This window comes from Castellaniella sp. (assembly GCF_036379515.1).
Classification (GTDB): Bacteria; Pseudomonadota; Gammaproteobacteria; order Burkholderiales; family Burkholderiaceae_B; genus Castellaniella.
Genome location: NZ_DASVGN010000025.1, coordinates 1 through 19536, shown reverse-complemented (window position 1 = coordinate 19536; position 19536 = coordinate 1). Strand labels below are relative to the sequence as shown.

The 19536-nt window shown below is 63.2% G+C and carries 15 protein-coding genes; 9 read left to right on the top strand and 6 right to left on the bottom strand.

The features are described 5' to 3' along the window. Nucleotides 1-25: 25 nt before the first annotated feature. The 6 genes from VF285_RS07740 to VF285_RS07715 form a co-directional block, all read right to left on the bottom strand. Nucleotides 26-1306, bottom strand: coding sequence for an ABC transporter substrate-binding protein (locus VF285_RS07740; RefSeq protein ID WP_346952045.1), 1281 nt, complete (start codon nt 1304-1306; stop codon nt 26-28). Between the two features lie 150 nt (nt 1307-1456). Next, nucleotides 1457-2242 (bottom strand): enoyl-CoA hydratase/isomerase family protein, encoded by a 786-nt coding sequence (locus VF285_RS07735; protein WP_346952044.1) that lies wholly within the window; start codon nt 2240-2242, stop codon nt 1457-1459. 10 nt (nt 2243-2252) lie between these two features. Further along, nucleotides 2253-3023 (bottom strand): SDR family NAD(P)-dependent oxidoreductase, encoded by a 771-nt coding sequence (locus VF285_RS07730; RefSeq protein ID WP_346952043.1) that lies wholly within the window; start codon nt 3021-3023, stop codon nt 2253-2255. Between the two features lie 205 nt (nt 3024-3228). After that, entirely contained in the window at nt 3229-3969 is a 741-nt protein-coding gene (locus tag VF285_RS07725) for a TetR/AcrR family transcriptional regulator (RefSeq protein ID WP_346952042.1), read from the bottom strand. Nucleotides 3970-4062: 93 nt separating this feature from the next. Further along, nucleotides 4063-5292 carry a cystathionine beta-lyase gene (metC, locus tag VF285_RS07720; protein WP_346952041.1) on the bottom strand — a complete coding sequence of 410 codons (1230 nt, stop codon included), beginning with the start codon at nt 5290-5292 and terminating at the stop codon, nt 4063-4065. Nucleotides 5293-5373: 81 nt separating this feature from the next. After that, nucleotides 5374-6447, bottom strand: a complete 1074-nt coding sequence (locus VF285_RS07715; protein ID WP_346952040.1) for an MBL fold metallo-hydrolase — start codon at nt 6445-6447, stop codon at nt 5374-5376. Nucleotides 6448-6623: 176 nt separating this feature from the next. Between VF285_RS07715 and VF285_RS07710 the strand changes: the two genes are divergently transcribed. From VF285_RS07710 to VF285_RS07670, 9 genes are all read left to right on the top strand, one after another. Beyond that, entirely contained in the window at nt 6624-7019 is a 396-nt protein-coding gene (locus VF285_RS07710; protein ID WP_346952039.1) for a MerR family DNA-binding transcriptional regulator, read from the top strand. Nucleotides 7020-7093: 74 nt separating this feature from the next. After that, on the top strand, nt 7094-8272 hold the full coding sequence (locus VF285_RS07705; RefSeq protein WP_346952038.1) for an isovaleryl-CoA dehydrogenase: 1179 nt from the start codon (nt 7094-7096) through the stop codon (nt 8270-8272). A 45-nt stretch (nt 8273-8317) separates the two neighbouring features. Then, complete coding sequence (aceK, locus tag VF285_RS07700) at nt 8318-10177, top strand: bifunctional isocitrate dehydrogenase kinase/phosphatase (RefSeq protein ID WP_346952037.1); 1860 nt, start codon at nt 8318-8320, stop codon at nt 10175-10177. A gap of 13 nt (nt 10178-10190) precedes the next feature. Then, complete coding sequence (locus VF285_RS07695; protein ID WP_346952036.1) at nt 10191-11372, top strand: acetyl-CoA C-acyltransferase; 1182 nt, start codon at nt 10191-10193, stop codon at nt 11370-11372. 58 nt (nt 11373-11430) lie between these two features. After that, nucleotides 11431-13032, top strand: a complete 1602-nt coding sequence (locus tag VF285_RS07690) for a carboxyl transferase domain-containing protein (RefSeq protein ID WP_346952035.1) — start codon at nt 11431-11433, stop codon at nt 13030-13032. A 9-nt stretch (nt 13033-13041) separates the two neighbouring features. Next, entirely contained in the window at nt 13042-15063 is a 2022-nt protein-coding gene (locus VF285_RS07685; RefSeq protein WP_346952034.1) for an acetyl/propionyl/methylcrotonyl-CoA carboxylase subunit alpha, read from the top strand. Between the two features lie 154 nt (nt 15064-15217). Continuing rightward, nucleotides 15218-15682 (top strand): DUF494 domain-containing protein, encoded by a 465-nt coding sequence (locus VF285_RS07680; protein WP_346952033.1) that lies wholly within the window; start codon nt 15218-15220, stop codon nt 15680-15682. 8 nt (nt 15683-15690) lie between these two features. Next, nucleotides 15691-16590 carry a tRNA glutamyl-Q(34) synthetase GluQRS gene (gene gluQRS / locus VF285_RS07675; RefSeq protein WP_346952032.1) on the top strand — a complete coding sequence of 300 codons (900 nt, stop codon included), beginning with the start codon at nt 15691-15693 and terminating at the stop codon, nt 16588-16590. Between the two features lie 122 nt (nt 16591-16712). After that, the gene (locus VF285_RS07670) at nt 16713-19382 is read left to right on the top strand and encodes a DNA topoisomerase III (RefSeq protein ID WP_346952031.1); all 2670 of its coding nucleotides are present in this window, start codon (nt 16713-16715) and stop codon (nt 19380-19382) included. Nucleotides 19383-19536: the final 154 nt, after the last annotated feature.

Here is a 19536-nt window from a genome sequence, read left to right as displayed (position 1 = left end):
GGACCCGCTTCGGCATTCAGGCGGCTCAGTTGCCGATCTGCTGTTTGGCGGCGGCTGCCATCTGCGTGACGCCTGCGTCGACCGACAGCTCGCCCGTCACGACGCGTGCGAGGATCGTCGACATGGCATCGTCAATCGCAGGCCAGGCCGGCGTGCGCGGACGCGGCACGGCGACCTCTTCGGCATCAGCCTGTGCGTTGAACCAGGGGAATTTCACCGACAGGTCCTTGTCTCTCAACAGGCTCGTGCGAAATGGCGTGCCGCCCAGATCGGCGACCTTGCGTGACATCGCCTGGCCGGTGGCCCAGCGGATGAACTTGAAGGCGTCTTCTTTATTGTGTGAGCTTGACGGGATGGTGAGACCCCACCCGCCGATCACGGCAGCCGGTACCTTGGCAACCGGCGCGGCTGCGAACGCCATCTTGCCCACGACCTTGGACTGCTTGGGCTCCAGCATGACGGCGGCCGTGTCGGTCCACTGCACCGCCATGGCAACCTCGCCCTGCGAGAGCCCGGTGGTGAGCCGCTCATACGCCCAGTTCGTCACGTCTTCAGGGGCGAATTTGCGCAGACTGACGTAGTACTTGAGGGCCTGACGTGCCTCAGGGCTATCAAGGATCACCTTGCCATGGGAATCGATCACGCCGCCGCCGAACGTAGACAGCCACTGAAAGTACTCGGACGTGAGGTTATGACTCTTCTTCATCGTCAAGCCCGTCCCGTAGACCTTGGGGGGTGCGTTGAGTTTCTGCGCGTAGCTGCGGTACTCCTCGGCCGTCTTGGGCGGGTGCGTCAGGCCGGCTGCTTCGAGCAGGTCCTTGCGGTAGTAGGTGATGTAGGACGCAACCTGCCAGGGCATTCCCACCTGCTTGTTGTCCCAGCGGTAGAAGTTCATGAGCGCATCCGGGATGCTCTTGAGGTCATAGCTGGCTGGCGTCAGCTTGGCATCCTTCAGATAGGGCGTGAGATCCGCCAGTACACCTTTGATACCATAGAACGGCATCGAATCGCCACGAATGCTGATGACGTCGAACGAGGTGCCCGATCCCAGCAGCTCCGTCGAAGTCTTGGTGTTGATGACCTCGCCACCGATGATCGTCAGATTGACCTTGATGCCGCTTTCCTTTTCAAAATCCGGCAGATTCTGCTGCGTGAAACTGGCAATCGGCCCTGCGAACAGCATGACATTGATCTCGCCGCTCTTGGCCTGTGCCGGTGTGGACGCCGCGAATACCGTCGCAGCGCATACACAAAGCGCCACCGCCGATTTTCGGAACGTACTCATTGTGCTGTGTGTCTGTTTCATGTCCTGTCTCCGCTATAAGCAACTTCACCGACGATGAATACAACCCTCGTTTAATCCCAATGCCATCCTCGCGACATGCAGAATTCAAGAACGCTGTGGCACAGGGCTCGAACCGAGTTTCAGCGTATGCCGAGATCCCTCCAGACCCCTTCATCGATGCTTGAAACGCGGCTTTTCCTTCGCGAAGAATGCCCTGACGCCTTCACGGCAATCCTCGGTATCGAATACTTGGTCGCTCAGATCCATGGTGTCGCGGATTGCTTCGTCCTCGGGCAACGCATAGGACAGGGCAATCGCGGCCTTGCAGAACTGAAGAGCCCGGTTCGGCTGGCCTGCCAAGCCTTGCGCCATGGCTTGCGCCACATCGCGACTCTGCCCAACCGGGACCACGCGATTCACCAAGCCCCAGAGAAGCGCCGTGGAAGCGTCAATCGGTTCGCCATAGAACATCATTTCCTTGGCCCGGCTCTCGCCAATCCTGCGGGTCACGCGCACCGTTCCGCCGCTGCCGGGAAATACGCCCAGTTTGATCTCCGGCAAACCCAGACGAGTCGCTTCGTCGACCACGATGAAATCGCAGCACACCGCCAGCTCAAGGCCACCACCATAGGCCAGGCCGGTCACTGCAGCAATCGTGGGCTTCGGGAACTTTGCCACCTTCCCGTAAACCTGATTTTCAAACTCGAGTTTCATGGGAACGATCTTTCCGCGACCCAGCATGTTCGGGAACTCGCTGATGTCGGAGCCGGCGCAGAATGCCCGCTCCCCAGCCCCCGTGAGAATGAGCACGCGGACACCGGGATCCTCCGCCAAGATGGGCAGCACCTCATCAAGTTTCCGCGACATTTCGAGCGTGACGACATTCAAAGGCGGATTGTTCAATGTGACCGTGGCCACACCCTCGACCACATGCCATTCGACTTGCTCGCTGATCATTCCCATCCCCTCACAACAGCCACATTCCGCCGGTGACATTCAGCGCCTGCCCGGTCATGTAGTTGGCTTGATCTGAAGCAAGAAACGACACCAGGCGGGCGACGTCATCAGGCAAGCCGACCCGGCCGACCGGTATTTCTCCTTCGCGTTGTTTCGCCGTTCGCAAGCCCTGCCTGATCGAGGCAGCGTCCGCTTCGTCCCGCATGACGGTATCGACGATGACCCCTGGGCACACGGCATTGACATTGACTCCCTGGCGGGCCACTTCCATGGCAAGCGATTGCGTCAAGCCGATGATGGCAGCCTTCGAAGCGCAATACGCGCCGTAATTCGCTTTGCCGACCTTGCCCAGCCAGGACGAGGTATTGATGATCTTCCCTCCCCCCTGCTTGAGCATATGGGGGACCACCGCCTTGCAGCCGTAAAAGACTCCGTCGACATTGACGTGGAACACGGCGTGGAAATCTTCTACCGAGGTCTCGATCACCGTACCGACCCGGGTAATCCCCGCATTGTGAACGGCAACGTCAATAGCGCCGAATGATTGGACGAACGCATCGACGGCTTGCCGAACCTGTGAGTAATCACCCACGTCACCACGCACGACCTTACAGACACGGCCGACGGCACGTATCATGTCCGCCGTGTCGTGCGCTCCTTCTTCGTTGATGTCGAAGAGCGCCAGATCCGCCCCGTCCTGCGCCAGCCGGACAGCGATGGCGCGCCCTATGCCTGCTGCCGCACCGGTGACGAGAGCAACTTTCCCTTCCAGGTTACGCATATTCGGATTCGTGCCCAAGCATGTTGACTTACTTATGTGCAAGTCAGCATAGTTTGAGCAATCTGCCAATACAACAGGGGTTTTCCCGGTATGGATTCAGATGCGCGGCAGACACTGTTGTGGCGCCCAGACGCGCCGAACCAGGCGGGCGGAGCGACTGCAAACAGTCAGACCCCCGGGCAAGGCCAACCCAACACCTCTGGGATCAGGGAACCTGCTTGCGCTGCCGCCTGGAGGCCGCCATACCGCGCGCATCAGTCGCTGCCCCACCAGGCACAGCGGCAAACGGCCGTTTGGCCAGCTTGGGTGCAGTCTGCACATCCTGATTGCCGTAAGCAGCAACGACTGTCCTCAAGAACGCGCGATAGATCAGTTCCAGCTGATCGAAACGTGCCGCATCCTGGGTGACGAGGCCGGCGCTATTGATGATATTGACCAGCAGGGCCACAACGTCCTCGATCGGCGTGCCAGAGGATAGCTCACCCTGGTCGACTGCGTTGGAAATGCCCACCCTGATCGCGTTCGTCAACTCGGATGCAAAGCGCTGCACCGAGGCGACGCTGCGCGGACTCAGCGCATCACTGTCCGCACGCATCCGCGCCACCAGACTCCATGACAGGCCGTCGTCGTCGCCTACGTTGAACTCGTCGTAGCGCTGGCGGTTGAATGCGATGGTGGCATCCAGCTTGAAGCCGATCGAGGTATCCGTATTCTTCCAGATCGAGCGGAATCGCGCCAACGTGGCCGTCACATACTCGTCCGTCACCTCTTCAACGAGCGAGTTCTTGTTGCCGAAGTGGTAGTGAATATTGGCCCGCGTGGTGGACAGACCGTCGGCAATATCGCCAAAGCTCACACCGCGGTACCCATGTTTGATCAGCAGCGTCGCGGCGAGCGACTTGATCCGTTGGCGCATGTCCGGCTGCTTGATATCCGTTGATTTCACTTCTGCTCGTGACCAGGTTCTTGCGAATCTACAGGCTGCCTGGATTGCCTGAATCAGGCGTATCCATGAACTGGCAGGTGAGTCAGTAGTCTATCACTCGTCGGCCACCTCCCCCCGCGCCGACTCAAACGCCTGTTCCAGGTCGGCAATCAGATCGGCCGAGTCTTCCAGGCCCACGTGCAGTCTGAGTACGGTGCCGGCCTTCATGCGATCGGTGGCGACGCGCTGCCAATAATGGTGACTCTTCAGGGCCGAGGGCTCGACCTGAGTCACCAGGCTCTCGTAGCCGCCCCAGGAATAGCCTAGGCCAAACAAGCGCAGGCTGTCGATGACGCGGCGCACCTGTGCCTCGTTGAAATCAACCGCAACCGAAAACAGGCCGTTGGATCCGGTGGCATCGCGTTGCCAGAGCGCATGACCCGCATCCCCAGGCCAGGCCGGGGAGAAAATATGCGAGACCTCGGGGCGCCTGGACAGCCACTGGCAGATTGTCATGGCATGATCGCCGCACGCCTGCATGCGCAAGCCCAAGGTCCGCGCCCCCCGGATCGCAAGCCAGGCATCATCGGCGCTCACGGTACTCCCCAACGCGTAGTGGGTCTCATGCAGCCGAGCAACCAGGGCCGGGTCCCGCGTGACGGCCGCGCCCAGCATCAGATCGGAGTGGCCACCCACATATTTGGTGGCCGCGACGACTGAAATATCGGCACCCAAGGCCAGCGGCCGGTAGATGTAACCCGAGCCCCAGGTATTGTCGGCAACCACCGTCAGACCGTGTTCATGCGCCCACTGAGCGAGCGCCGGCAGATCCAGCATTTCAATCAGCAGCGAACCGGGGGATTCCAGGTACAGCACCTTGGTTTCGGGGCGCAGCGCGGCTTGTAGGCTCGCGATGTCAGGCGCCACGAAATCCATGGCCACGCCCATGCGCGACAGAATGGCCTTGTGCAGCTGTCGCACCGGCCCGTAGACGCAGTCCACCACCAGCGCATGGTCGCCCTGGCTCAGCAACGCCATCAGCGCCATGCTGATGGCCGCCATGCCCGACGGGGCCAGAAATGCGCGTGTGCCGCCTTCAAGCTGGCACATCAGCTCTTCGAACGCAGCATGGGTCTGCAGCCCCACCCGACCATACGTGGGCACCCGCTCGCCGCGTTGCTTGGCGGCCTGCGCCGCATCCAGCGCATCCATGGAGGCAAAGCGCACCGTACTGGTGCGATAGGACGGCAAGGCGACAGGACCGGAACCTGTAACGGGGTCCAGCGTCGCCTGCCCCGTATGCTGCAGCAAGGTGTCGATACGGTCATCGGAAGAAGTATTCATGGTGCATGAGTCTCAAAGAAAATTGCGCAAGGCTGAAGGCGACAACGCGGGCAAAAACACAAGCGGCCAGGCGGCAGGATGTCAGGTCTTCTGGAAGCGATAAACGCCATCCTCATCCAGCGTGCGCCGCAACTTGCCTTCGAAATACAGGGCGTGCAAGTGCGCAATGGATTCGCCCATGGCAAAGCTCAACTGATGCACATCCAGCTTTCGATGGAACAGCACCGGCAGCAGATCGTACGCACTGCAGGGCACGCGGCAGGCGTCCATCACCTCGGCCAGGCGAGCCGCGTGATGCGCGAACTGCTGCGCAACGCGCACCGGCAGCCCGATGAAGGGTCGGCCGTGCGACGGCAGAACCAGGGCGTCGTCGGGCAAGTCATCGAGTTCGCGCAGAGAATTCAGATAAAGCCGCAAGGGGTTGGCCTCGGGCTCCAGCCCCGACACGCTCACGTTCGTGGAAATGCGCGGCAGCACCATGTCGCCTGAAATCAGCACCCTCAATGCAGGGCACCAGAGAGAGACGTGCTCCGGCGCATGACCGCGCCCGACCCGGATGGTCCAGGTGCGGCCACCGATTTCCAGGCCGTCCCCTTCGACCAGGCGGTGAAACTGCGAAGGGATGTCCGGCACCAGATTGGCGTAATAGCCATCGCGTGCCCGGATCTGCGTCTGCACTTCGGGGTCGACCAGGCCGTGCCGCGCGAAGTGACGCACGGCAGAATCGCCCGTCAGCCCGCCGTCTTGGGGGGTCCGCTCGGCCGAAGCACCGGCCCACAGGCGCGCCAGTACGTAATCCGTCATCGACATCCACAACGGTACTTGCCAGCGCGCACACAGCCAGTGCGCCAGCCCCACGTGATCTGGATGCATGTGGGTGACCACCACGCGCAGCACCGGCAAGCCCTCCAGCGCCTGCGTGAAGGCGGTTTCCCAGCAGGCTCTCACCTCGGGCCGATCGACCCCGCAGTCCACCACCGTCCAGCCCTCGCGCCCGTCGATGCGGTCGCGCAGCAGCCAAAGATTGACGTGGTTCAAGGCAAACGGCAGAGGCATGCGCAGCCAGCGCACGCCATCGGCCACGGTCAGGGCCTCGCCCGCTACCGGCAGGGTTTCGCCATGCGGATAGCGCAATTTTTGTTCGTCAGAGTTCATCTGGTTCACACTCCACAGCCAGTCGGCATGCAGCCTCAGTATAGGAGGGATCTGGGCCCGGACCCTTCGTGCGCCCTTCGACACCCCGGATTCCAAGTCCCGCATCCGCCAAAAGCATCAAAATGAATGACGTTGACGTAAACTGCATCCAATCCGACCACTCATCCCAACTGCCCATGAGCCAAGCTACCTGGACCATCACCGAGCTCTCGCACGAATTCGGGGTGACACCGCGCACCATCCGCTTCTACGAAGACCAGGGGATCGTGACGCCGGCCCGCGAAGGGCGGCGGCGCATCTACGTCACTCGTGACCGCACGCGGCTCAAGCTGGCATTGCGTGGACGCCGCCTGGGCCTGCAACTGGCCGAGATCCTCACCCTCATCAACCTGTACGACCACACCAGCGCCAGCTCCACCACGCAGCTGCACCACTACGCCGAAGTGCTGGCTGCGCACCGCGGAAAGCTGGAACAACAGCGCCGCGACCTGGACGAAACGCTCAAAGAAATCTGCCGCCAGCAGGCTGATTGCGATCAACAACTCAAAGCGCGGGAAGCGACGTCACGTTGAACGACCCAGCATTACCCTAATTGACGTTAACGTAAACGTGAGATCACAATAACGCATCCTCACAGGAGACACCCATGGATCTGCCCGGCCTGAACTTCGATCTAGGCACCGACCTCGACATGCTGCGCGATGCCGTACGAGAATTCGCGCAGTCCGAAATCGCCCCGCGCGCAGCCGAGGCCGATCGCAACGACCAGTTCCCTATGGATCTCTGGCGCAAATTTGGCGACCTGGGCCTGCTGGGCGTCACGGTGGCCGAAACCTACGGTGGGGCGCAACTGGGCTACCTGGCGCACATGATCGCCATGGAAGAAATCTCACGCGCCAGCGCGTCCATCGCGTTGTCGTACGGGGCGCACTCCAACCTGTGCGTGAATCAGATCCACCGCAACGGCACCGAGGCGCAAAAGCGCAAATACCTGCCTGGGCTGATTTCGGGCGAACAAGTGGGCGCACTCGCCATGAGCGAGCCAGGCGCTGGCTCCGACGTAGTCAGCATGCGGCTGCGCGCCGAAAAACGCGGTGATCACTACGTGCTCAACGGCACCAAGATGTGGATCACCAACGGGCCGGACGCCGACACCCTGGTGGTTTACGCCAAGACCGACCCCGAGGCCCGCCAACACGGCATCACCGCTTTCATCGTCGAAAAATCCTTCCCGGGATTCTCGGTGGCGCAAAAGCTCGACAAACTGGGGATGCGCGGTTCGCACACGGGCGAGCTGGTCTTCCAGGATTGCGCCGTGCCCGCCGAAAACGTGCTGGGCGCCGTCAACGGCGGGGTCAAGGTGCTCATGAGCGGGCTCGACTACGAACGCGCCGTGCTGGCCGCCGGGCCACTGGGCATCATGCAGGCCGTCCTCGATGTGGTCGTGCCCTACGTGCACGAACGTCACCAATTCGGGCAATCCATCGGTGAATTCCAGCTCATCCAGGGCAAGCTGGCCGATCTCTACACCACGCTGCAAGCCTGCCGTTCGTATTGCTACACCGTGGGCAAAAACCTGGATCAGCTGGGTACCGGACACGTGCGCCGGGTGCGCAAGGATTGCGCCGGGCTCATCCTGTACTGCGCTGAAAAAGCCACCTGGATGGCGGGCGAAGGCATTCAAATCCTGGGCGGCAACGGCTACATCAACGACTACCCCACCGGGCGCCTGTGGCGCGATGCCAAGCTCTACGAAATCGGTGCCGGCACGAGCGAAATCCGCCGCATGCTGATCGGTCGCGAACTCTTCAACGAAACCGCCTGAGGCCTGCCGTGCACGCCAGCGGCATCCTCTGTTCCTGATCGCCCCATGCGCAACGACGGCGACCTGCAGTACGTTCAACCCGTGAGCCCGCACGCGCACGGGCCCGATGCCGTCGCGCGCATGATACTGGCCGGGTTCGACCGCCACTATGCCCTGTTTCGCTACAGCGCCCAACGCGCCAAGGCACTCTTTGAATCGGCCAACTGGCACGGCATCCAGCAGCTCTCGCGCGAACGCATCGAATACTACGACATCCGGGTACGCGAATGCGCGGCCTCGCTGGCACAGGCCCTGCGCGACACGGCGCCTGCACAAGCGACGCCGGGCCTGGCCCTGGCACACGAGCAGATCGAATTCTGGCAGGCCACCAAGACCTGCTATATCGGCCTTCTGGCGAGCCACCGCCAGCCTGCCTGCGCCGAGACCTTCTTCAACTCGGTGTCTTGCCGCATCCTGCACCGCAACTATTTCAACAACGACTTCCTGTTCGTGCGTCCCGCCGTCGCCACGGATTACATCGACGGGGAACTGCCCGCCTATCGCTCGTATTACCCGCTCACACAAGGCCTGCTGCCCAGCCTGACCCAGATGGTGGCCGACTTTGGACTGGCGTGTCCCTATCTGGATCTACCCGCAGACGTCCGGCGTCTCGCGCGCCGGGGCCTGCGCCATCTGCACGAGGCACTGCCACGCGATCTGGGCCGACGCCTGGCGGCCGATTGCCAGATCCAGGTGCTCAATTCCCTGTTCTTCCGCAACAAAGGCGCCTATATCGTAGGGCGGCTCATCAACCAGACCGTCATCCACCCTTTTGCCGTGGCGCTGTTGCAAACCCCCTCGGGACATGTCCAGTTCGACGCCCTCCTGCACACCAGCGACGACCTCAGCACCTTGTTCAGCTTCACGCGGGCGTACTTTCTGGTCGACATGGAAGCGCCGGCCGCCTATGTCGAGTTTCTGGCATCCCTGTTCCCGCGCAAGCCCAAGGCCGAGATCTACACCACGCTGGGCCTGCAAAAACAGGGCAAGACCCTGTTCTACCGCGACTTTCTGCATCACCTGTCGCACTCCAGCGACGCCTTCGACGCCGCACCGGGCATCCACGGCATGGTGATGACCGTGTTTACGCTGCCCTCGTACCCCTACGTCTTCAAGCTCATCCGCGACCACATCCACAAAGAAGGCATGGACGAGGCCACCGTGCGGCGCAAATACCTGATGGTAAAGAAACACGACCGCGTGGGACGCATGGCCGACACCTGGGAATACTCGCAGGTCGCCCTACCGCGCAGCCGATTTTCCGCCCGCCTGCTGGCCAGCCTGCGGACCGACGTGCCCAGCCTGCTCGAAGAAACGGGCGACCTGGTCGTACTCAAGCACGTCTACATCGAACGCCGCATGACCCCGCTGAACCTGTTTCTGGTCAACGCCCCCGACGCTGCGCTGGACGCCGCCATCCAGCAATACGGCCAGGCGATCCGCGAGCTGGCGGCCGCCAACATCTTCCCGGGCGACATGCTCTACAAGAACTTTGGCCTTACCCGACTGGGCCGAGTCGTGTTCTACGACTACGACGAAATCGAACGCATGACCGACATGCAGTTTCGCCGCATTCCCCCCGCCCCCAACGAAGAAGCCGAGCTTTCGGGCGAACCGTGGTACCCCGTGGGGGCACACGACGTCTTCCCCGAAGAATTCGCGCATTTTCTGCTGGGCAACCCGCGTGTTCGCGCCGCTTTCCTCAAATACCACGCCCCCCTTTTAGAGGCACAATGGTGGCAGGAATGCCGCACGCGGGCCGCGCAGGGGCACATCGAAGACATCTACCCATACCCTCCGGCCCGCCGGCTGCAGACCCGAGGCCTGCCCGTGCAAGACCCGAGCGTATCACCCCATATCCGTTGAAACAGGAGACATCATGTCCGATTCCATCGTCATCGCATCCGCCACCCGTACCCCCATGGGGGGCATGATGGGTTGTCTGTCCGCCCTCTCGGCGCACGAACTGGGCGCCGTGGCCATCCGCGCTGCAGTCGAGCGCGCCGGCATTGCGGGCGAAACCGTCCAGGAAGTCATCATGGGCAACGTCCTGCAGGCAGGCCAGGGCCAGGCACCGGCACGCCAGGCCACCATCGAGGCGGGCCTGCCCAAGAGCACCCCCGCCAGCACGCTGCACAAAGTCTGCGGCTCCGGCATGAAAGCCGTCATGCTCGCGCACGACATCATCAAGGCTGAATCCGTCGACATCGTGGTCGCCGGCGGCATGGAAAGCATGAGCAACGCGCCCTACCTGCTGCTGCGCGGTCGCCAAGGCTACCGCTACGGGCATTCCACCGTCTACGACCACATGGCCCTCGACGGCCTGGAAGACGCCTACCAAAAGGGCACGGCCATGGGCGTGTTCGCCGAAGACTGCGCCGGCAAGTACCATTTCACGCGCGAAGCGCAGGACGCCTTCTCGCTCGAATCCCTCCGGCGCGCTCGTACGGCCAATGAAGACGGCAGTTTCAAGTGGGAAATGGTCCCGGTCACGATCCACGACCGCAAGGGCGACGTGGTCGTCGACAAAGACGAAGCCCCCTTCAAGTCCAAGCCCGAAAAAATCCCCACCCTGAAGCCCGCCTTCAAGAAAGACGGCACCGTCACCGCTGCCAATTCGTCGTCCATCTCGGATGGCGCCTCGGCACTGGTCGTGATGCGTGGCTCCAAGGCACAAGAACTGGGCGTCAAGCCCCTGGCGCGCATCGTGGCCCATACCCAGCACGCGCAAGAACCCCAATGGTTCACCACGGCACCCGTGGGCGCCATGCAGAAGCTGCTTGCCAAGACGGGCTGGAAGGTCGCCGACGTGGATCTCTTCGAGATCAATGAAGCCTTTGCCGTAGTCACCATGGCGGCCATGCTCGAGCTCGACATCCCGCACGACAAGGTGAACATCCACGGCGGCGCCACGGCCCTGGGCCACCCCATCGGCTGCTCGGGTGCTCGCCTCATCACCACGCTCATCGGCGCGCTGCGCCAAAAAGGCGGCAAGCGCGGCATTGCCTCGCTGTGCATCGGCGGCGGCGAAGCCGTGGCCATCGCGATCGAAATGCTGTAATCCTCCGCAACACGCCGGGGCGTGGGCTCGCGCCCGCCCCCGGCCTTCGGGACTCGCCATGCCGGTCATTGAATCCAGAATCAACCCACGATCACAAGACTTTCAGGACAATGCGCGCGCCATGCAGGCGCAGATCGACGATCTGCGCAGCCAGGTCGCTCACACGGCACAAGGCGGCAGTGAATCTTCCCGCGCCAAGCATCTGGCGCGCGGCAAACTCCTGCCCCGCGAGCGCGTCGAGCGCCTGCTCGACCCCGGCACCCCGTTTCTGGAGCTTTCTCCACTGGCTGCACACGACGTCTACGACAACGCATCCCCGGGGGCGGGCCTCATCACCGGCATCGGCCGCGTCAGCGGCACCGAATGCGTCATCGTCTGCAACGACGCCACGGTCAAAGGCGGCACTTACTACCCGCTCACCGTCAAGAAACACCTGCGGGCACAAGAAATCGCGCAGCAAAACCACCTGCCCTGCATCTATCTGGTCGACTCGGGCGGGGCCAACCTGCCCAACCAAGACAGCGTCTTCCCGGATCGCGACCACTTCGGGCGCATTTTCTACAACCAGGCGGTCATGTCCTCGATGGGGATTGCGCAGCTGGCCGTGGTCATGGGCTCCTGCACGGCCGGTGGCGCCTACGTGCCGGCCATGAGCGACGAATCCATCATCGTACGCAACCAGGGCACCATCTTTCTGGGGGGGCCCCCCCTAGTAAAGGCGGCCACGGGCGAAGAAGTCTCGGCCGAAGACCTGGGCGGCGGTGACGTGCACACACGACTTTCGGGCGTAGCCGACTACCTGGCCGAAAACGACACCCACGCGCTGCGCCTGGCGCGCGACGCGGTGGCGCGCCTGAACATCGCCGCGCCCCCCCCTGCCGGCCCCTGGGCTGAACCCTTGTACGATCCGGCGCAGCTGGGGGGCATCATCCCGGCCGACACCCGCAAGCCCTACGACGTGCATGAAGTCATCGCGCGCATCGTCGACGGCTCTGAATTCGACGAATTCAAGGCCCGTTTCGGCACCACGCTGGTCACCGGTTTTGCCCGCATCTACGGCATGCCCGTCGGCATCATCGCCAACAACGGCATCCTGTTCTCGGAATCGGCACAAAAAGGCACCCACTTCATCGAGCTCTGCTGCCAACGCAACATCCCGTTGGTGTTCCTGCAAAATATCAACGGCTTCATGGTGGGCCGCAAATACGAAAACGAGGGCATCGCGCGCCACGGTGCCAAGATGGTCACGGCGGTGTCCACGGCTGCCGTGCCCAAATTCACGGTGCTCATCGGCGGGTCGTTCGGTGCCGGCAATTACGGCATGTGCGGCCGTGCCTTTGGCCCGCGCCTGCTCTTCATGTGGCCCAACGCCCGGATCTCGGTCATGGGCGGCGAACAGGCGGCCAGCGTGCTGGCGACGGTGCGCCGCGACAGTATCGAGCGCAAGGGCGGCCAATGGTCGGCCGACGAAGAAGAAGCCTTCAAGGCGCCCATTCGCGCGCAATACGAGCACGAAGGCCACGCCTACTACTCGACCGCCCGGCTGTGGGACGACGGCATCATCGCACCGGCTGACACCCGCCGCGTCCTGGGCCTGGGCCTCGCGGCCGCCCGCCATGCTCCCACCGACGACACGCGCTTTGGCGTATTCCGGATGTAAGGAACCTTCATGTTCGATACCCTGTTGATCGCCAATCGCGGAGAAATCGCCTGCCGTGTCGCCGCCACGGCGCGCCGCATGGGCATCCGTACCGTCGCCGTCTATTCCGACGCCGACGCCCGGGCACGCCACGTCCAGGCCTGCGACCTCGCCCTGCGCATTGGCGGGCCGGAGCCCTCTGAAAGCTATCTGCGCGTGGACGCCATCCTCGACGCCGCCCGGCGCTCCGGCGCCCAGGCCATCCACCCCGGCTACGGTTTTTTGTCTGAGAACGCCGGCTTCGCGCGTGCCTGCCAGGAAGCCGGGCTGATTTTCGTGGGCCCCACGGCGGATGCCATCGCCGCCATGGGCAGCAAATCGGCCGCCAAGACGCTGATGGCCAAGGCCAACGTGCCGCTGGTACCCGGTTACCACGGTGACCGCCAGGAACCCGATTTCCTGCAGGAGCAGGCCCGCGCCATCGGTTATCCCGTACTCATCAAGGCCAGTGCCGGAGGTGGTGGCAAAGGCATGCGCACCGTCGAGCGTGATGAAGACTTCAAGGCGGCGCTGGCATCCTGCCAACGTGAATCGGCGGCCAGCTTTGGCAACTCGCAAGTGCTCATCGAGCGCTACCTGCAAAAGCCGCGCCACATCGAATTCCAGATCTTCGGCGACACGCACGGCCAGTGCGTCTACCTGTTCGAGCGCGATTGCTCCACGCAGCGGCGCCACCAAAAGGTGATCGAAGAGGCGCCCGCCCCTGGCATGACCCCCGAACGCCGCAAGGCGATGGGTGAGGCAGCAGTCGCGGCGGCGCAGGCCGTGGGCTACGTAGGCGCCGGCACGGTCGAATTCATCGTCGAACCGGACGGCCGTTTCTATTTCATGGAAATGAACACCCGCCTGCAGGTTGAACACCCCATCACCGAAGCCATCACAGGCCAGGATCTGGTCGAATGGCAGCTGCGAGTCGCTGCGGGTGAACCCCTGCCGCTGCAGCAAAGCGACCTGCAGATTCACGGCCACGCCATCGAAACCCGCATTTACGCCGAAAACCCGGCCAACGACTTCCTGCCCAGCATTGGGCACCTGGACGTGCTCACCTGGCCCGACCACGTGAACTTCAAGGTGGGGCCGCTGCGGGTAGACGGCGGCGTGCGTCAGGGCGACACCATCAGCCCCTATTACGACCCCATGATCGCGAAGCTCATCGTCTACGCCGATGACCGCGAACAGGCGCGCCAGCGCATGCAGCGCGCCCTGGGCGCCATCTGCTGCACCGGGCTGCACACCAACATCGCGTTCCTGGGCCGGCTCATGAGTTCACACTCATTTGCAGCCCCCGAGCTCGACACCGATCTCATCGAACGTGAGCGCGCACACCTGTTTCCCACGCCTCAACCCGCAGCCGACACGGTGCTGGGTCTGACGGCCGCCACGCTGCTCCCTGATGCCGGGACCCACGCGACAGGCGCCCCCGGTACCCTGCCTCCATGGCAACTGGCCGACGGCTGGCGCGTCGGCGGGCACTATGCCCGCACCCTGACCTTGCAAGACACCACCGGCGAGCGCAGCCTGCAGTTGTGCCGCGACACGGGCGTCTGGACATTGGCCGTCGATACCGGCAAGCCCCAGCCCTTCCAGTGGCAGCGCAGCACCGACGGCATCCGCATCCAGTTGGGGGATACCGAGGCCCAAGGCCGCGTTTTCCGCCACGACCTGCACCTGGACGTCTTCAGCGACGGCGAGCGCACGACCCTGCAATGGCAAGACCCGATCGCCCTGGCCTCTACCCAGGAAGACGACACGACAGGGGGGCTGACGGCCCCCATGCCCGGCAAGATCCTGTCCGTCGCTGTCGCGGTAGGCGATGCCGTGAAGAAAGGCACCCCCCTCGTCGTCATGGAAGCAATGAAAATGGAACACTCCATCGAGGCCCCCCACGACGGCACGGTTCAGGAAATCTTCTACGCCGTCGGCGACCAGGTCACCGAGGGAGTGACGCTGATCGCGCTGGAGGCGGCGCCTGCAGAGCAGAAGGCACGCTGATGGTGCCGCTGCAAGACAAGCCAGTTCGGGAGGCTGCGTACCCGCACCCGTCGAGAACGGATTTCTGGTGGGATCCATCACACGCTCCGCATCGCACACAGCGCGATGCCCCAAGCAAGTACACTATGGGGGCACATCGCTTCACCCGGCCACCATGTACGATATCCTGGTCTACCTCTTCGAAAACTACTACACGCCGCAGGCCTGCCCGCGCGCGGAAATCCTTGCCAGCAAGCTGGCAGCAGCTGGCTTCGAGCACGACGACATCGACGACGCGCTCACGTGGCTGCGCGAGCTCGCGCAAACCACAGAGCAATACCTGGACCTTGCGCTCAAGCCGCAAACCTCCAGCGCGCCGCGCATCTACACCGACGAGGAATACCGCACCCTGGGCACCGAGGCCATAGGCTTCATCGTGTTCCTGGAAAACTCGGGCGCACTGCCGCCTCCCATGCGCGAAATCCTCATCGGCTGCGCCCAGGCCACCAACGAAGGCCCGCTGTCGCTGGCCGAAATCAAGGTGCTGGCCCTCATGGTGCTCTGGAGCCAGGAGGCCGAAGTCGATCACCTCATCTTCGAAGAGTTGCTCGCCGACGACAGCCAGCGCAGCCCGCACTGACCGTCTCCATGCCATACATCGGGCGTTTCGCCCCCAGCCCCAGCGGCCCCCTGCATGCGGGCTCGCTGGCGGCCGCGCTTGCGAGCTACCTGGATGCTCGGGCACACCACGGCCAGTGGCTGGTGCGCATCGAAGACATCGACATCCCTCGTACCGTGGCGGGGGCCGACCAGATCATTCTGCAGCAGCTGCACACGCTGGGCCTGCACGTGGACGCCCCCGTGGTCTGGCAGACACAGCGCCTAAGCCTTTACACCCAGGCGCTGGCTCAACTCCGGGCCCAGGCGCAGGTCTATCCCTGCACCTGCCATCGTCGCGATCTGCCCCCTGGCCCCTACCCCGGCACGTGCCGCCCCAAGTCGCAACAGCAGCCCTCGTCACTCCTCCAGGCTCCACCGCCGGCCCCCTCACCTACGGCAGCCAAGCGGCGCGCCTGGCGGTTTCTCGTCCCTGCCGGCATCGAATTTTTCACGGACCGTTGGCTGGGGCCGCAATCGCAAGATGTCGCACACGAAGTCGGCGACTTCATCCTCAAGCGCACGGACGGCCTCTGGGCCTACCAGCTGGCCGTGGTGGTGGACGATGCAGCCCAGGGGGTTACGGACATCGTGCGGGGGGCCGACCTGCTGGATTCCACGGCCCGGCAGCGACAGCTGGCGCGGGCTCTGGGGTTGCCCCTGCCGTGCACCTTGCACGTTCCGCTGGTCATGGACACCCACGGATACAAGCTCTCGAAGCAGAACCACGCGCCTGCACTGGACTTGGGAAGCCCCCTGAAGGCGCTGATGCAAGCATGGCAGGCACTGGGCTTCGAGGCCTTCCCGGCACGCACCCCAGAGGACTTCTGGCCGCAGGCCACGCATCGCTGGGCAGACCGGTTTGCTATATTGAGACCCAAAGACGGATAACGGGCAGTGACTCCAGGGGACAATTCATACACATTCCCCACGCCGGCACACTTGCGACGCAAGGGCCCGCCTCGTATCATCCGCGCTAATACGGTCGTTCAAGCGGCCGCCAATGGAACCTCATGACCAAAACGCTCATCATTGCCGAAAAACCTTCTGTAGCGCAGGACATCTCCCGCGCTCTGGGGGGCTTCACCCGCGAAGGCGACTACTTCGAAAGCGAGCAGTACGTACTGTCCTCCAGCGTAGGACACCTGCTCAGCCTCGTGGCGCCCAACGACCCCGTGCGCGGCAAATGGAGCTTTGCACAGCTGCCGGTCATCCCGCCCAAATTTGAACTTGGCCCCACCGACAAGCGCTCGGGCGAGCGCCTGAAGATGCTCACCAAGCTGCTCAAGCGCAAGGACGTGGGCGCCGTCATCAATGCCTGCGACGCGGGCCGCGAGGGCGAGCTCATCTTCCGCTACATCATCCAGTATGCGGGCATCAAAAAACCCATCCAACGCCTGTGGCTGCGTTCGATGACGCAGGCGGCCATTCGCGATGCCTTCGCCAACCTGCGCGATGACACCACCATGAAACCACTCGAAGCGGCCGCGCGTTCGCGCGCCGAGGCCGACTGGCTGGTGGGCATCAACGGCACCCGGGCCATGACGGCCTTCAACAGCAAGGACGGCGGCTTCTTCAAGACTCCCGTGGGCCGCGTGCAAACGCCCACCCTGGCCATCGTCACAGAGCGCGAAGACCGCATCCGCGCTTTCGTATCACGCGATTACTGGGAAGTCCACGCCACCTTCGTCGCGGCCGCCGGCTTGTACGAAGGCCGCTGGTTCGACCCCAAATTCAAGAAAGACGACCAGGACCCCGATTCACGCGACTCGCGTCTGTGGTCCGAATCCGCCGCCCAAAGCGTGGTGGCGGCCTGCCGCAACCAGGCGGGCACGGTCACCGAAGAATCCAGGCCCAGCACGCAGGTTTCACCTGCGCTGTTCGACCTGACGACCTTGCAGCGCGAAGCCAACTCGCGTTTCGGGTTTTCGGCCAAGACCACGCTGTCCATCGCGCAGACCTTGTACGAACGCCACAAAGCGCTCACCTACCCTCGTACCGATTCGCGGCACTTGCCACAAGACTACGTCAACACCGTGCGCGACACCATGAAGGTGCTGGCGCACAGCGAAGGCGCTGCCCGTACCGTGCAGCCCTTTGCGGCACAGGTGGTGGAACAGGACTGGGTCAAGCCCAACCGCCGCATTTTCGACGACAGCAAGATCTCGGACCACTTTGCGCTCATCCCCACGCTGCAGATTCCTCGCGAACTCAGCGAAGCCGAATTCAAGGTGTACGAGCTGGTCGCCCGCCGTTTCCTGGCCGTATTCTTCCCGGCGGCAGAATTTCGCGTCACCACCCGGATCACCCAGGTGTCGGGGCATGTGTTCAAGACCGAGGGCAAGGTGCTGGTGAACCCGGGGTGGCTCGCCATCTACGGGCGCGAAGCCCAGGGTCAGGACGACAACCTGGTGGCCGTGGCCGACGGCGAGCGCGTCCGCACCGAAGACATCGAAGCCCGGGCCCTGGCCACCAAACCGCCCGCCCGCTACAACGAAGCCACGCTGCTCTCGGCCATGGAAGGCGCCGGCAAGCTGGTCGACGACGAAGCCCTGCGCGAGGCCATGTCCGAGCGGGGCCTGGGCACGCCAGCCACGCGCGCCGCCATCATCGAAGGCCTCATCAACGAAACCTATCTGCGCCGCGAAGGGCGCGACCTCATCCCCAGCGCCAAGGCGCGCCAGCTCATGACGCTGCTCTCGGGGCTGGGCGTAAACGAGCTCACCTCGCCCGAACTCACGGGCGAATGGGAGCACCAACTCAAGCTCATCGAACAGCGCAAGCTGGACCGCGACTCCTTCATGCGCGAAATCGCGCAGATGACGCAAGTCATCGTCAAGCGCGCCAAAGAATACGAGCGTGACACGGTTCCCGGCGATTACGCTACGCTCAAGACGCCTTGCCCCAAATGCGGCGCGGTAGTCAAAGAAAACTACCGACGCTACGCGTGCACAAGCTGTGATTTCTCTATCGGCAAGCACCCGGGCGGCCGCACCTTCGAGGTGTCCGAGGTCGAAGAACTGCTGCAGAACCGGCAACTGGGCCCGCTCACGGGCTTCATCAGCAAAATGGGTCGTCCGTTTGCGGCGCTGCTGCGCATCACCGACGAATTCAAGCTGGAATTCGATTTCGGCCAGAAAGATGACGAAGATGCCGAGGCCGTGGATTTCACCGGCCAGACGCCGCTGGGCGCCTGTCCCAAGTGCCAGGGACGCGTGTTCGAACATGGCATGAACTACATCTGCGAACACTCGGTAGGACCGAACAAATCCTGCACCTTCCGCAGCGGCAAGGTCATCCTGCAGCAAGAAATCCCCACGGAGCAGATGAGAAAGCTGCTCGAAACCGGCAAGACCGACCTCTTCCAGGGCTTCGTCTCGAGCCGCACCAACCGCAAGTTCAAGGCCTACCTGGTGCGCCAGAAAGACGGCAAGATCGGCTTCGAATTCGAAGCCCGCGCCCCCAAGGCGGGCGATGCCAAGGCCAGCAAAACAACCAAGGCTGCAAAAGCGCCAGTCACCGAAAAAGCCACGACAAAGGCCACAGCAACCAAGACCAAAGCCACCTCTGCCAAAGCAGGTGCAACCAAAGCAGCTGCAAAGCCCGCCGCCCGGAAACCCGCCAGCAAAAAGGCCACCGCAAAGAAGGTGGCACCTACCCCAGACGACGGCGCCGCGTTCTGAAGAAACCTCGCGACCACCGAGCCACTCGGCGGAATCGCGATCGTGTATTCGAACCGCGGACCACACTTGGAGCAGCGGGCCACGCTCTGGCGTCACGTGCAGGCCGATGATGGTTCCTCGCGCCGACCATTTCCCAGTGCCAGCTCATAAGAGA

Excerpts from the sequence above, each read along its gene's own strand:
- VF285_RS07705 (WP_346952038.1), top strand. The coding sequence starts at position 7,094 with ATGGATCTGCCCGGCCTGAACTTCGATCTAGGCACCGACCTCGACATG.
- VF285_RS07690 (WP_346952035.1), top strand. The coding sequence starts at position 11,431 with ATGCCGGTCATTGAATCCAGAATCAACCCACGATCACAAGACTTTCAG.
- VF285_RS07710 (WP_346952039.1), top strand. The coding sequence starts at position 6,624 with ATGAGCCAAGCTACCTGGACCATCACCGAGCTCTCGCACGAATTCGGG.
- VF285_RS07680 (WP_346952033.1), top strand. The coding sequence starts at position 15,218 with ATGTACGATATCCTGGTCTACCTCTTCGAAAACTACTACACGCCGCAG.
- metC (WP_346952041.1), bottom strand. The coding sequence starts at position 5,292 with ATGAATACTTCTTCCGATGACCGTATCGACACCTTGCTGCAGCATACG.
- VF285_RS07715 (WP_346952040.1), bottom strand. The coding sequence starts at position 6,447 with ATGAACTCTGACGAACAAAAATTGCGCTATCCGCATGGCGAAACCCTG.
- VF285_RS07670 (WP_346952031.1), top strand. The coding sequence starts at position 16,713 with ATGACCAAAACGCTCATCATTGCCGAAAAACCTTCTGTAGCGCAGGAC.
- aceK (WP_346952037.1), top strand. The coding sequence starts at position 8,318 with ATGCGCAACGACGGCGACCTGCAGTACGTTCAACCCGTGAGCCCGCAC.
- gluQRS (WP_346952032.1), top strand. The coding sequence starts at position 15,691 with ATGCCATACATCGGGCGTTTCGCCCCCAGCCCCAGCGGCCCCCTGCAT.
- VF285_RS07695 (WP_346952036.1), top strand. The coding sequence starts at position 10,191 with ATGTCCGATTCCATCGTCATCGCATCCGCCACCCGTACCCCCATGGGG.
- VF285_RS07740 (WP_346952045.1), bottom strand. The coding sequence starts at position 1,306 with ATGAAACAGACACACAGCACAATGAGTACGTTCCGAAAATCGGCGGTG.
- VF285_RS07730 (WP_346952043.1), bottom strand. The coding sequence starts at position 3,023 with ATGCGTAACCTGGAAGGGAAAGTTGCTCTCGTCACCGGTGCGGCAGCA.
- VF285_RS07685 (WP_346952034.1), top strand. The coding sequence starts at position 13,042 with ATGTTCGATACCCTGTTGATCGCCAATCGCGGAGAAATCGCCTGCCGT.
- VF285_RS07735 (WP_346952044.1), bottom strand. The coding sequence starts at position 2,242 with ATGATCAGCGAGCAAGTCGAATGGCATGTGGTCGAGGGTGTGGCCACG.